Genomic DNA, 12977 nt, shown 5'->3' on the forward strand with positions numbered 1-12977 from the left:
TCAGGAGGGCCGGATCCGGACGCCCCGATCTGTCAGTCTCGCGTAAGGAACGGCCCTGAGATGCGGACCACGCGCCTCGCTCCATCATCGCTGGATGTGCTCTCCCACGACATGCGCGAGGGTCTGTCGCGCCGCCTGGTCGATCTGACGGGGCTGGTCCTGCTGACCATCGCGATCCTGCTCGGGCTGGCCCTCGCCTCCTGGTCGGTGGCGGATCCCAGCCTCTCCAATGCCACTACGGTGAAGGCCCGAAACTGGCTGGGCTTTCCCGGCGCCGTCGCGGCGGACCTAGCCATGCAGCTTTTCGGGATCGGCAGCGTCGGTCTTTCGGCAGCGCTCGGCCTCGTAGGCAGCCGTCTTCTCTGGACCCGGGAAACGGCAGGCCTGCACTGGCGCCTGCTGATCGCCATCCTCGGCCTGATGTCCTCGGCGATCTTCGCCGCAGCCCTGCCGACAACCGAGCGCTGGCCGCTGCCAAGCGGCCTCGGCGGCGCCCTCGGTGACGTGCTTCTCGGCCTGACTGCCTTTCTCGGTATGGGCAGCCAGGGCTTCGGCCGACTGATTGCCGGGCTTGCCTTCGGCGCACTCACGATTCTCGCCTTCAGCCTGCTGAGCCGCGGGCTTGTCCGCGACCAGGAAGAGGTCGACGAGCCTGACGACGAACGCGATTCGGACGAACCTTCCGCAGCGATCCTGTCGATCGGGGCGATCCTGCATGCCTTCTACATGGTGCGCGGCTTCCTCGCCCGGCTCGGACCTCTCTGGGCCCGGGGACGCGCGCGCTTCGAGGCCCGTCGCACGGCGCCGCCGCCGGTCAGGACGCCGGTGGAGCCGACAAGGGCACCTGTGGCACCGCGCCGGATCGAGCCGGGCTTCGGCCAGATGGCCGCCGAGCCGTTACTCGATCCTGTCGCCCATTTCGACGAGGACGAAGACGAGGATATGGCCCCGCTCGAGCCCCGGCCGATGCCGGCCGGCCGGCAGAACCCCCTGCCGGCGGATATCCTGCCTGACCTTCCCGACAATCCCGGCCGCGTGACGGCACCGGTCGGGTCGCTGAAGGCGGGCAAGCGCGAGATCCGCGAGGCCCAGTCCTCGATCTTCGACCAGATGGAGTTCCAGTTTCCGCCGCTCTCGCTGCTGGCGGAGCCGAAGCGGAACGCCACGCCGCAGATCTCGACCGATGCGCTCGAACAGAATGCCCGGCTGCTGGAAGGCGTGCTGGACGATTTCGGCGTCCGCGGCGAGATCATCAATGTCCGGCCAGGCCCGGTCGTGACCCTTTACGAGCTTGAACCGGCGCCGGGCACCAAATCGTCCCGCGTGATCGGGCTTGCCGAGGACATCGCCCGCTCGATGAGCGCGGTTGCGGCCCGTGTGGCGGTAGTCCCTGGCCGCAACGCGATCGGCATCGAATTGCCGAATGCCAAGCGCGACACCGTGCTGCTGCGGGAATTGCTCGCCTCGGAGGATTTCGAGAAATCCAAGCTCCGTCTGCCGATCTGCCTCGGCAAGACGATCGGCGGCGAACCGGTCATCGTCGATCTCGCCCGGATGCCGCATCTGCTGGTCGCCGGCACGACCGGCTCGGGCAAGTCCGTGGCCATCAACACCATGATCTGCTCGCTGCTCTACCGGCTGAAGCCGGAGGAATGCCGCCTGATCATGATCGATCCAAAAATGCTGGAACTCTCGATCTATGACGGGATCCCGCATCTGCTCTCGCCGGTCGTGACCGATCCGAAAAAAGCGGTCGTCGCCCTCAAATGGGCCGTGCGCGAGATGGAAGAACGCTACCGCAAGATGTCGAAGATCGGCGTCCGCAACATCGACGGCTTCAATGCCCGGATGGAGGAAGCGCGCGAACGTGGCGAATGCCTGACCCGCACGATCCAGACCGGCTATGACCGCGAAACCGGCGAGGCGCTCTACGAGGAAGAGATCATGGAGCTGGAAAAGCTCCCCTATATCGTCGTGATTGTCGACGAGATGGCCGATCTCATGCTGGTCGCCGGCAAGGAAATCGAAGGGGCAGTGCAGCGCCTCGCCCAGATGGCCCGCGCCGCCGGCATCCACATCGTCATGGCCACGCAGCGCCCCTCGGTCGATGTTATCACCGGGACCATCAAGGCCAATTTCCCGACCCGGATCTCCTTCCAGGTCACGTCGAAGATCGACAGCCGCACTATTCTTGGCGAGATGGGCGCCGAGCAGCTGCTCGGCCAGGGCGACATGCTGTACATGGCCGGTGGCGGCCGCATCAGCCGCGTGCATGGCCCGTTCGTCGCCGACCAGGAAGTCGAGAAGGTGGTGAGCCATCTCAAGACGCAGGGCCGACCGGATTATGTCGATGCCGTCACGACAGATCTCGATGACGAGGGTGGCGCGGCCGAAGGTGGAGGGGATTCCCCGGTCTTCGACAAGGGCGAATTCGGCGACGAGAGCGCGGATCTCTACGATCAGGCCGTGGCCGTCGTCCTGCGCGACAAGAAAGCCTCGACATCCTATGTCCAGCGGCGCCTCCAGATCGGTTACAACCGTGCCGCCTCGATCATCGAGCGTATGGAACGCGAGGGCATTGTCGGCCCGGCCAACCATGCCGGCAAACGGGAAATCCTTCTCGAATCGGCACGGGAAGACTAGGATGGCGAAGTCCTGTCTCCATTCCGCCACAAGCGGATCCTAGGACGGTCACGCTCGGGCCTCGCGCCACGCTTCACGAAGGATCGCGACTCTCCATGTCGAAACCGCTCTCCTGGTCTCTTGCTGGCCTGATCTGGCTCTCCGGCATGGCAGCAGGTCTCGCGCAACAGGCGCCGCTGCCGCCGCTACGCCCCGCTACATCGGCAGCCGGCCAGCCCACCCAGCCGCAGAAGGTCGAGCCGCCGCCGAGCCTTGACCGCATCAACGCCTATTTCAACGCCATGCGTGGCATGCAGGCCAATTTCATCCAGACCGCCCCGGATGGCCGCAAGTTTGACGGCGTCCTCTATCTGCTGCGTCCCGGTCGGATGCGCTTCGAATATGCCCCGCCGGCCACACTGGAAATCGTCGCGGATGGCCGGACCGTGCGCATCCTCGATCGCAAGCTGAAAACTTGGGACGATTACTTTATCGGTCAGACACCGCTGAAGTTCCTGCTGCAGCCGAAAATCGATATCGCCAAGGATACCAAGGTCATCGATCTCAAGCGCTTTGGCCCGGAAATCATCCTGACGATCGAGGACAAGAGCACGCTCGGCGGCACATCGCGCATCCGCGTGATCTTCGATGGCGAGACCTACGCCCTGAAAGAATGGATCGTGACCGATCCGCAGGGCAGCGACACCCGCGTGGCCTTGTCCAACCTCAACCTCGCCGCCCTTCCCGACAAGGCGCTCTTCGTGATCGACGAGCAGCGTCTGGTCGAGCCGAAGAATTGAGGCGCCGCGCTTCCGGCCGGGGCGCCACAGGGGAAAACCGGACCAGCGCGACGAAACGCAACCAACATCCCTTTCGCCACCCATGGCGGCTCGGCTAAGAAGGGCCATGCGCTCATCGCGGGAGCCCTCATGCCCGAAACCCTGTCCATTGCCACCTGGAACATCAATTCGGTCCGGCTGCGCATCGATCTCGTCGGCCGCTTCCTGACGGAACAGGCGCCGGACGTCCTCTGCCTCCAGGAAACCAAATGCCCGAATGACGTGTTCCCCACCGCGGCCTTCGACAAGCTGGGCTACCGGCACAAGGCCTATATCGGCATCAAGGGCTATAATGGCGTGGCGATCCTGTCGAAACGCCCACTGACGCCGCTGGCTGCGCGACCGATGTGCGAGCGCGAAGATGCCCGCCATATCGCCGCGCGGATCGGCGAGGGCAGCAAGGCCATCACCCTGCACAATTTCTACGTGCCGGCAGGTGGCGACATTGCCGATCCCGACGAGAACCCTAAATTCGCGCACAAATTGGCGTTCGTCGAGGAGTTGAAGCGATTCTCCGAATCCCTTCGTGCGGAAGATGCACGCAGCGTCATCGTGGGTGATTTCAACATAGCCCCCCTCGAGCACGATGTCTGGAGCCACAAGCAGCTGCTGGATGTCGTCAGCCATACGCCCGTGGAGACGCGCGGCCTGACGGAGGTTCTGGCCGCTGGAGATTGGCATGATGTGGTCCGGGCACAATGGCCCGAACCGCGCAAGGTCTATTCCTGGTGGAGCTATCGCTCGCCGGACTGGGACAAGGCGGACAAGGGCCGGCGACTCGACCATGTCTGGGTCGGGCGCGGACTGGCCGGCGGCGAGGCGGACATCTCGATCCACCGCGAGGCCCGTGGCTGGGAACGCCCCTCGGACCATGTTCCCGTCTTGGCGCGGATTCAGATCGACTGAGGCTCAGAGTCCGGTGACGCGCGCCAGCCGGTCGGCCAGCTGGCGCGTCTGACGCGCAAGGTAATTGCGCATGGCGAGCGCGCTCTCGGGATGCGCTTCGAGGACTTTCGTCATCAGCTCGCGCGAGAAATACATGACGGTTGCCCCATCGCGCACCACAGCCGTTGCGGGCCTCTGGAGGGGAGCCACGAGGGCAAGCTGCCCGATCAGCGAGCCCGGTCCGAAAACATGCGGCGAGGGCGCGCCGTCGTCGCTCCGGTCCAGGACGATCTCTCCGCTCACCACGAGAAACCCGCCATCCGCCGGGTCGCCGCGCCTGAACAGGATGTCGCCCGTCCGCAAGTGCCGCCGGATGGCGGAAAAGGCCAGCAGGCGCAAGGCCTCCGGATCCACCGATTCGAAAACCGGCAGATCGCGCAGCAGCAGGATGAGATCATCGAGGCGCATCGCGATCCTCAGGGCACAAGGCGATAGCCGCCACTTTCCGTGACGAGGATCCGTGCCCGACCGGGATCGACCTCGATTTTCTGGCGGAGGCGGTAGATATGCGTCTCGAGCGTATGCGTCGTGACATTGGAATTGTAACCCCAAACCTCCTGGAGAAGGATATCGCGGCCCACGACACGCTGGCCCGCCCGGTAAAGGAAGCGCAGGATCGCGGTTTCCTTCTCCGTCAGGCGGATCTTCGAGCCCTTGTCCGTCACCAGCAGCTTGGCGCCGGGCCGGAAGGAATACGGCCCGATCGTGAAGATGGCATCGTCGCTGGCCTCGTGCTGCCGCAGATGGGCGCGGATGCGCGCCAGCAGAACGGCAAACCGGAACGGCTTGGTCACATAATCATTGGCGCCGGCTTCAAGGCCGAGGATCGTATCCGCCTCGCCATCATGGCCGGTCAGCATGATGATGGGCGACCGGAACCCCGCCTTCCGCAGGATCTTCACAGCCTCGCGGCCATCGAGATCCGGCAGGCCCACATCCATCACGACAAGATCGAAATGGTCGTTCTTCGCCATCTGGACGGCTGCGGCACCGGTATCCACCTGCTTGATCTGGAATTCGTCATAGAGCTGCAACTGCTCGACAAGCGCCGACCGCAATTCGTTATCGTCATCGCAGACCAGGATTTTGCGGACGTTGCTCATCACTCTCCCCCGTTTGGGGCCAACGCTGACATTCCCCCGCGCAGGCCCCGGATACGTTGCTTCACTTCGCCACGAGATGGCAAGTTATTCCCTCGAATCAAAGGGCATTCCGATGATTCACGCGAATGTGCGGCGATGTGAAGGGATAATGCCTCGAAATGCTCAAACAGCGACCTCGGACGTTCTTCATCGACCGAACCGGCTTCACGCGGAACGGGCGGATCCCGCATGCGGCCACCCTGCGATTCGGCATGATCCGCTGGCCGTGCCGGATCGGACGGACGGGCATCCGCCATGACAAGCGCGAGGGTGACGGAGCGACACCGGCCACGATCCTCCGCCCTGTCCGTGGGTTCTGGCGGGCGGACCGCCGGTTCCGGCCACAGACCGAACTTCCCGTCCGGCCATTGCGTCCGGGCGACGGATGGTGCGAGACGCCTGGCGACCGCGCCTATAACCGCCTCGTCCGGAAGCCCTATGGCGCCAGCCACGAGGACATGATGCGGCAGGATGCGCTCTATGATGTCGTGGTCGAGCTGGACTGGAACCGGCTTCCCCGGCGGCAGGGCCGGGGCAGCGCGATCTTCCTGCACCTGGCGCGCCCGGAAGGTGGCCCGACCGCCGGCTGCCTGGCTTTGCCAAGGGCCTGGCTGGACCGGCTGATGCTGCGCCTCGACAGGCGGTCGCGGTTCGTGATCCGCTAAGGCCGGATCAGGTGCGGGCCCCAAAAATCGCGGAGCCGACGCGCACATGCGTTGCGCCGAGCTGGATCGCCGCTTCGTAGTCGGCGCTCATCCCCATCGACAGGACCGGCAGGCCCTCCGATCGGGCCAATCGGGCCAGCAGTGCGAAATGGGCCGAGGGCGGCGCATCGATCGGCGGAATGCACATCAGCCCCTCGGGCGCGAGGCCATGAACCTCGCGGCATTCGCGCAGGAACGCGGGCACCTCGCGCGGGTCGATCCCGGCCTTCTGCGGCTCGGCGCCGGTATTCACCTGCACCAGAAGGCGCGGCGAGCGACCCTGCCGCTCGATCTCCTTCCGGAGCGCCCCGGCCAAAGACGGCCGGTCCAGCGTCTGGATCACATCGAACAGCGCCACCGCCTCCTTGACCTTGTTGGTCTGGAGCGGACCGATCAGATGCAGTTCGAGATCGGGGAAGGCCTCGCGCAGGGCCGGCCATTTCGACTGCGCCTCCTGGACGCGGTTCTCGCCGAAGATACGGTGGCCAGCCTCCAGAGCCGGGCGGATCCGTTCAGCCGGCATGGTTTTGGACACGGCCACCAGCGCGACCGATCCGGCGGGACGGCCGAAATCCTGCTCCGCCCGGCGGATGGAATCGCGAACAATAGCCAGTTGCGGGACGACATCGTCATGCGCGGTCATCGGAAAGTCCTTTCTTCGCCCGATCGGCGGGCCGTTTCGCTGAAATCGTCGTTGACCGTAAAGCCGTTATGATGTCCATACCCAACGCTTCGGACGTCTATTCGCTCAAGCACATAGCCCCCTGTCCAGCCGTACCGGAACCATGACCCAGACAAGCCGCTACAATTTCCGCGAATCCGAAGGCCGCTGGCAGTCGGTATGGGAGGATCAGAAGGTCTTCGAAACGCGGACCGACGATCCCCGGCCGAAATACTACGTCCTGGAAATGTTTCCCTATCCGTCCGGCCGTATCCACATGGGGCATGTCCGGAACTACGCCATGGGCGATGTTGTCGCCCGCTACCGCCGCGCGAAGGGCTTTGCCGTGCTCCACCCGATGGGCTGGGATGCGTTCGGCATGCCGGCCGAGAATGCGGCGATGGAGAAGAAAACCCATCCCGCCGCCTGGACCTACGCGAATATTGCCACGATGAAGGGCCAGCTCAAGTCGATGGGCCTCTCGCTCGACTGGAGCCGCGAATTCGCGACCTGCAACCCGACCTATTACAAGCACCAGCAGCGGATGTTTCTGGACTTCCTGAAAGCAGGGCTGGTCGCGCGGAAGACCTCGAAGGTCAACTGGGACCCAGTCGACCAGACCGTGCTCGCCAACGAGCAGGTGATCGATGGCCGCGGCTGGCGTTCCGGTGCGCTGGTCGAGCAGCGCGAACTCACCCAATGGTTCCTGCGGATTTCCGATCATTCAGAGGAATTGCTGCAGGCCCTCGGCTCGCTGGAGCGCTGGCCGGAAAAGGTCCGGCTGATGCAGGCGAACTGGATCGGCCGCTCGGAAGGCCTGACCATGCGCTGGGCTGTCATGCCCGAGACCGCACCCTCCGGCCTGTCGGATATCGAGATCTACACCACCCGCCCGGACACGCTGTTCGGCGCGAGCTTTCTCGCCGTGGCGGCCGATCACCCGGTCGCGCGTGCCGCCGGCGCGAAGGACCCGGAAATCCAGGCCTTCATCGAGGAATGCCGCCGCATGGGCACCTCGCAGGCCACGCTCGATACCGCCGAGAAGAAGGGCATGGATACGGGCATCCGCGTCGCCCATCCACTGAAGCCGGGCGAGACGCTGCCGGTCTATATCGCCAATTTCATCCTGATGGATTACGGCACCGGCGCAATTTTCGGCTGCCCGGCCCATGACCAGCGCGACCACGACTTCGCGACGAAATATGGCCTGCCGATCCTCCCGGTCGTCCGTCCGGCTGATCTGACCGATGCCGCTGCCAATGCGGCGTTTGATCCTGCCGCCCCGGCGCAGGATGGCGAGGGCATCCTGTTCAATTCGGGTTTCCTTGATGGCCTGACGGTCAACGAGGCCAAAGGCCGGATTATCCGTCATTTCGAATCCGAATCGACCGGCACGCGGACCGTCAATTACCGGCTGCGTGACTGGGGCATCTCGCGCCAGCGCTACTGGGGTTGCCCGATTCCGGTCATCCATTGTGATGATTGCGGGATCGTTCCGGTGCCGAATCAGGATCTGCCGGTCAAGCTGCCGGAAGACGTCTCCTTCGACCAACCCGGCAATCCGCTCGACCGGCATCCGAGCTGGAAGCACTGTGCCTGCCCGTCCTGCGGCAAGCCAGCCCGGCGCGAAACCGACACGATGGACACGTTCGTGGATTCCTCGTGGTATTTCGCCCGTTTCACGGACCCGTTCAATACCGATGCGCCGACCACGATGTCCGCCATCGCCAAATGGCTGCCGGTCGACCAGTATATCGGCGGGATCGAGCATGCGATCCTTCACCTGCTCTATTCGCGCTTCTTCACGCGCGCCATGACCGCGACCGGCCATGCCAACCTGTCAGAACCTTTCGCGGGCCTGTTCACACAGGGTATGGTCGTGCATGAGACCTACAAGGACCTGGATGGTGCCTGGGTGCCGCCGGCCGAGGTTCGGATCGAGAGCATCGACGGCCAACGCAAGGCCTTCCTTCTCGCCTCCGGTGCGGAAGTCGCCATCGGCTCGATCGAGAAGATGTCAAAATCCAAGAAGAACGTCGTCGACCCGGATGACATCATCGCCAGCTACGGCGCCGATACCGCCCGCTGGTTCATGCTGTCGGATTCACCGCCCGAGCGCGATGTCATCTGGAGCGAGGAGGGCGTGCAGGGCGCCTCACGCTTCGTCCAGAAGGTCTGGCGCCTTGTCGGCGAGGCCGAGGGTCTGCCGGAAGGCGGCGGCGGCAATGCCGTCACGCCGGTCCTGAAAGCCGCCTACAAGGCCGTGCTGGCCGTGGGCGAGGATCTGGAGCGCCTGCGCTTCAACCGTTGCATCGCCCATGTGCATGACCTGTCCAACACCATCGCCGCCGCACTCGCGGCCGGCGAGAAGGGCGCGGATATCCGTCAGGCCACGCGGATGATGGTCCAGCTTTTCGCGCCGATGATGCCGCATCTGGCTGAAGAATGCTGGACCCTGCTCGGCGGCGAAGGCCTGATCGCGAATGCGCCCTGGCCGGATGTCGATCCCGCCCTCGCGCGGGATACGGTCATCTCCATCCCGGTGCAGGTCAACGGCAAGAAGCGCGGCGAGATCGAGATCCCCGCCGAAGCCGCCAACGATGCCGTCGAGGCGATCCTGCGGGCGCATCCCGATCTGGCGCATTGGCTGGGTGGCCAGGCGATCAGAAAGGTGATTGTCGTCCCGAAGCGGATCGTGAATATTGTGGCCTGAGGAGAACGCCATGCTTCGGTCATCGTCGCGGGTCCTGCTGCTGACCGGGCTTCTGGGCCTCGGGCTCGGTGGATGCATCCAGCCTGTCCACCAGCCCTCGATCGGCGGGCAGTCCCGCATTGCGACGGAACTGGCGCAGGTCTCGGTTGACAGGATTGATGGCTATCTTGGCTACCAGCTGAAATCAGAGCTCGATTTCCTGCTCACGGGCGGCAACGCGCCCACCACCGGCGGACGCTATGTCCTCAAGGTCAAGACGCACCAATCGAAGGCCTCGAGCATCATCGACGCGTCGACCGGCCGCGCGCAAATCGCCACGCTGCAAATCGAGGCGGTCTATGTGCTTGTCGACCAGCAACAGGGTGGCCGCATTCGGACCTCAGGCAAGACCTATGCCTCGGCGTCGTTCGACCGTTCGCAGCTTCGCTATGCCACACTCCGGGCGGAACGGGATGCAGAGGAAAAGGTGGCGAAATCACTGGCTGAACGCCTCCGGATCATCATCAGCGCCGCCTTGGCGCGTGATTCGGCCACAGGCGCGGGCAATGCCGTGCCACCATTGAGCCCGCCGGATCCCGACCAGCCGAGTGCAGAGCCCGGCGACGAAAGCTGACGGGCGGCATGGTCGCCATCCGGCCTTCCGAGCTCCCGCGCTTCACGAGCAGGGATTGCCTTGCCAAACGCGCTATCCTGATTTTCGGGCCGGATGAGGGCGGTATCCGGATCCGGGCTGACCAGATCATCATGTCATTTGCCGGCCAAACAAGCGATTCGCTGGAACGCCTCGACTTTGATGCCGAAGCGCTCAATGGCGATCCCGGTAAGCTGATGGACGAGGCTCAGGCCTTCAGCATGTTCTCGGCCCGGAGGCTGATCACCATTTCCGGGGCCGGAAAGCTTTCGAAAGCCATATGGTCACTCGTCCTCGAGACGCACGGCCTCGAGACACCGATCCTCTTCCTCGCTGACGAACTGGCCAAGAATGCCCCGATCCGGGTCGCCTTCGAACAGCACGAAAGCGCTGCGGCCATTGCCTGTTACCCTGCCAGCCGATCGGAAATCCAGGCTCTGATCGAGGACCGCGTCAAGGCATCAGGACTAAGCATCACCGCAGCTGCATCCGCGGCCCTGTGCGACCTCGTCGGCTCCGATCTCGGCCTGACCGATCGCGAAATCGAGAAGCTGATTCTCTATTGCCACGGTCGCGTCGCGATCGAGGTGGATGACGTTGCGACCATGCTGGTCGACACTTCGGAGCTGGGGCCTGCCGAGGCGATCGACCGGGCCTTCGAGGGCAAGCTCGAGGAGGTGGAATCCGCCACCCTCCGGTGTTTCGCGGAGGGTATCGCCCCGTCTGGCCTGATCGCCATGGCCCTGGGCCATGCCGGCCTGCTGCGCCGCCTTGCCATGGCGAGCGGCAACATGGAGGCCGCCTTCCGCGCCGAGCGCATCTTCTTCAAGCGTCAGGATCGCATCCGGATCCAGCAAAAACTTTGGCCCATGGACCAGTTGGGTCGTGCCATCGACATTCTGGCCCAGACGCAGGCGCAGATGCGCAAGACCCCGGCCATCGAGGAAACGGTAACAGTTCGCGCGCTCTGGTCGATTGCCTTGGCGTCACGCCGCCGGTAGACCGCCGCTGGCGAGTTTATGGCTGAGCAATTCGAGTTGCTCGAGCGTGCGATATCGGATTTTCAGCACCCCGCCCTTCTCGCCGCGATGGTCGATTTCCACGGTCAGACCGAGGATCTCGGCGAGGCGCAGCTCAAGCGCTGCCGTATCGGCATCCCGAGCACTGGCCTTTTTCGTCGACGGCGCCGGAGCGTCTTCGCCGCGGTTTTCCCGCTGCGCGACACGCTCGATATCGCGGACCGTCAACCCTTGATCGATAATCTTTCGAGCCATCAATTCGGGATCGGCAACCGCGAGCAAGGCTCGGGCATGTCCTGCGGAAACCTGGCCGCTCGCGACTTTCTCCTTCACGGAATCAGGAAGCCGCGCCAGACGCAACGTGTTGGCCACATGCGAACGGCTCTTCCCCATCACCTTGGCAAGATCGGATTGCGTGTAACCATGTTGCGCGATCAGGTTCTCGTAGCCGCGCGCTTCGTCCAATGCATTGAGATCGGCGCGCTGGATGTTCTCGATGATCGCGAATTCCAACGCTTGCTTGTCATCCGCTTCGACAAGCACGATCGGGACATCCCGAAGCCCCGCCCGCTGGGCCGCCCGCCAGCGGCGCTCCCCGGCGATGATCTCGAACGCATCGATCGACCCGGGAACACCCCGAACGATGATCGGCTGGATAATGTCACGCTCCCGAATCGAAGAAGCCAGTTCCTCGAGTTCTTCCTCGCCGAATGTCTGCCGCGGATTCAATGGGTTCGGTCGCAGGAACTCTACCGGCACCCGACGCTGGGCCCGGTTCCGCGTTTCTGCAGCCGTCTCGTTGCCGACATCGCCCAGCAGCGCTGCCAGACCACGACCGAGACGCATCCTGGATTGCTCGTCTGCCATCTCGAACCTCCCTTACTCGGCCGCCGCGAGCAGACGCTCGCGCTGGATGATCTCGGAGGCGAGTTTGAGATAGGCCTGGCTGCCCGCACATTTCAGGTCATAGAGCAGCACCGGCTTGCCATAGGACGGCGCTTCCGAAACCCGGACATTCCGGGGAATCACCGTCTCGAACACTTTCTTGCCGAGATACTGCCGGACATCGCGGATGACCTGACCGGCCAGGTTGTTGCGCGGATCGAACATGGTTAGGACGACGCCGTGGATATCGAGATCGGGGTTCACGGTGCTTCGGACCTGATCAATGGTTTTGAGCAGCTGGCTAAGCCCTTCCAAAGCAAAGAACTCGCATTGGAGTGGCACAAGCACGCCATCAGCAGCAGCCATGGCATTGATCGTCAGCAAGTTCAGTGATGGCGGGCAGTCAATCAGTATATAAGTGAAGGGTGATGGTTGACCGATGCTGGAAAGGGTCTGGATCGCCTTCTTGAGACGATCAGTTCTGTCCTTCTGCGTCGCCAAGGTTATTTCGGCTCCGAGCAGATCCATGGTGGCTGGCACGATCGAAACACGGGGAACATCGGTTACCCGCGCCGCATCGGACAGCGAAACATCGCCGAGCAGAACGTCATACGCGGAGATATCACGATCGCGCATATCCACACCGAGACCGGTGGATGCGTTACCCTGGGGGTCCAGATCGATAAGCAACACGCGTTCGCCGATGGCAGCGAGCGCAGTACCCAGGTTGATGGCCGTCGTGGTCTTCCCCACGCCACCTTTCTGATTGGCTACTGTAAGGACGCGTGGCTTCATGGAACTCCTCCTTGTTGCCAC

12 protein-coding genes are annotated in these 12977 nt (G+C 63.8%); 7 read left to right on the forward strand and 5 right to left on the reverse strand.

The window, feature by feature from the left end; translation table 11 throughout:
* Positions 1-60 precede the first annotated feature (60 nt).
* The 3 genes from P0652_RS12630 to xth all read left to right on the forward strand — a co-directional run bounded on the left by P0652_RS12630 (position 61) and on the right by xth (position 4367).
* Positions 61-2643, forward strand: a complete 2583-nt coding sequence (locus P0652_RS12630; RefSeq protein WP_284179189.1) for a DNA translocase FtsK — start codon at positions 61-63, stop codon at positions 2641-2643.
* Positions 2644-2738: 95 nt separating this feature from the next.
* Positions 2739-3422, forward strand: coding sequence for an outer membrane lipoprotein carrier protein LolA (locus P0652_RS12635; protein ID WP_284179190.1), 684 nt, complete (start codon positions 2739-2741; stop codon positions 3420-3422).
* Positions 3423-3551: 129 nt separating this feature from the next.
* Complete coding sequence (xth, locus tag P0652_RS12640; RefSeq protein ID WP_284179191.1) at positions 3552-4367, forward strand: exodeoxyribonuclease III; 816 nt, start codon at positions 3552-3554, stop codon at positions 4365-4367.
* Between the two features lie 3 nt (positions 4368-4370).
* Here xth and P0652_RS12645 read toward each other — a convergent pair whose 3' ends face one another.
* Together P0652_RS12645 and P0652_RS12650 are read right to left on the reverse strand one after the other, a co-directional pair.
* Positions 4371-4814, reverse strand: coding sequence for a Crp/Fnr family transcriptional regulator (locus P0652_RS12645; RefSeq protein WP_284179192.1), 444 nt, complete (start codon positions 4812-4814; stop codon positions 4371-4373).
* A gap of 8 nt (positions 4815-4822) precedes the next feature.
* Entirely contained in the window at positions 4823-5509 is a 687-nt protein-coding gene (locus tag P0652_RS12650; protein ID WP_284179193.1) for a response regulator transcription factor, read from the reverse strand.
* A gap of 158 nt (positions 5510-5667) precedes the next feature.
* Here P0652_RS12650 and P0652_RS12655 point away from each other — a divergent pair, with 158 nt between their 5' ends.
* Entirely contained in the window at positions 5668-6213 is a 546-nt protein-coding gene (locus tag P0652_RS12655) for a L,D-transpeptidase family protein (protein WP_284179194.1), read from the forward strand.
* Between the two features lie 7 nt (positions 6214-6220).
* Here the strand turns inward: P0652_RS12655 and P0652_RS12660 are convergent, their stop codons facing one another.
* Entirely contained in the window at positions 6221-6895 is a 675-nt protein-coding gene (locus P0652_RS12660) for a YggS family pyridoxal phosphate-dependent enzyme (RefSeq protein WP_284179195.1), read from the reverse strand.
* 142 nt (positions 6896-7037) lie between these two features.
* Here P0652_RS12660 and leuS point away from each other — a divergent pair, with 142 nt between their 5' ends.
* Genes leuS through holA form a run of 3 tightly spaced genes read left to right on the forward strand, consistent with a single transcriptional unit; the run spans position 7038 to position 11258 of the window.
* On the forward strand, positions 7038-9626 hold the full coding sequence (gene leuS / locus P0652_RS12665; RefSeq protein ID WP_284179196.1) for a leucine--tRNA ligase: 2589 nt from the start codon (positions 7038-7040) through the stop codon (positions 9624-9626).
* 10 nt (positions 9627-9636) lie between these two features.
* The gene (locus P0652_RS12670) at positions 9637-10239 is read left to right on the forward strand and encodes a hypothetical protein (RefSeq protein WP_284179197.1); all 603 of its coding nucleotides are present in this window, start codon (positions 9637-9639) and stop codon (positions 10237-10239) included.
* Positions 10240-10247: 8 nt separating this feature from the next.
* On the forward strand, positions 10248-11258 hold the full coding sequence (gene holA, locus P0652_RS12675) for a DNA polymerase III subunit delta (protein ID WP_284179198.1): 1011 nt from the start codon (positions 10248-10250) through the stop codon (positions 11256-11258).
* Here holA and P0652_RS12680 read toward each other — a convergent pair.
* On the reverse strand, positions 11244-12143 hold the full coding sequence (locus P0652_RS12680) for a ParB/RepB/Spo0J family partition protein (protein WP_284179199.1): 900 nt from the start codon (positions 12141-12143) through the stop codon (positions 11244-11246). The two genes, holA and P0652_RS12680, sit on opposite strands and share 15 nt — an antisense overlap.
* 12 nt (positions 12144-12155) lie before the next feature.
* Positions 12156-12956, reverse strand: a complete 801-nt coding sequence (locus P0652_RS12685; protein WP_284179200.1) for a ParA family protein — start codon at positions 12954-12956, stop codon at positions 12156-12158.
* Positions 12957-12977 lie beyond the last annotated feature (21 nt).

The sequence above is a fragment of the Rhabdaerophilum sp. SD176 genome, assembly GCF_030143245.1.
Lineage (GTDB): Bacteria > Pseudomonadota > Alphaproteobacteria > Rhizobiales > Beijerinckiaceae > Rhabdaerophilum.

Bases quoted from the DNA above. Each gene is read 5' to 3' on its own strand.
- P0652_RS12630 (WP_284179189.1), top strand. From the start codon at position 61: ATGCGGACCACGCGCCTCGCTCCATCATCGCTGGATGTGCTCTCCCAC.
- P0652_RS12635 (WP_284179190.1), top strand. From the start codon at position 2,739: ATGTCGAAACCGCTCTCCTGGTCTCTTGCTGGCCTGATCTGGCTCTCC.
- xth (WP_284179191.1), top strand. From the start codon at position 3,552: ATGCCCGAAACCCTGTCCATTGCCACCTGGAACATCAATTCGGTCCGG.
- P0652_RS12645 (WP_284179192.1), bottom strand. From the start codon at position 4,814: ATGCGCCTCGATGATCTCATCCTGCTGCTGCGCGATCTGCCGGTTTTC.
- P0652_RS12650 (WP_284179193.1), bottom strand. From the start codon at position 5,509: ATGAGCAACGTCCGCAAAATCCTGGTCTGCGATGACGATAACGAATTG.
- P0652_RS12655 (WP_284179194.1), top strand. From the start codon at position 5,668: ATGCTCAAACAGCGACCTCGGACGTTCTTCATCGACCGAACCGGCTTC.
- P0652_RS12660 (WP_284179195.1), bottom strand. From the start codon at position 6,895: ATGACCGCGCATGACGATGTCGTCCCGCAACTGGCTATTGTTCGCGAT.
- leuS (WP_284179196.1), top strand. From the start codon at position 7,038: ATGACCCAGACAAGCCGCTACAATTTCCGCGAATCCGAAGGCCGCTGG.
- P0652_RS12670 (WP_284179197.1), top strand. From the start codon at position 9,637: ATGCTTCGGTCATCGTCGCGGGTCCTGCTGCTGACCGGGCTTCTGGGC.
- holA (WP_284179198.1), top strand. From the start codon at position 10,248: ATGGTCGCCATCCGGCCTTCCGAGCTCCCGCGCTTCACGAGCAGGGAT.
- P0652_RS12680 (WP_284179199.1), bottom strand. From the start codon at position 12,143: ATGGCAGACGAGCAATCCAGGATGCGTCTCGGTCGTGGTCTGGCAGCG.
- P0652_RS12685 (WP_284179200.1), bottom strand. From the start codon at position 12,956: ATGAAGCCACGCGTCCTTACAGTAGCCAATCAGAAAGGTGGCGTGGGG.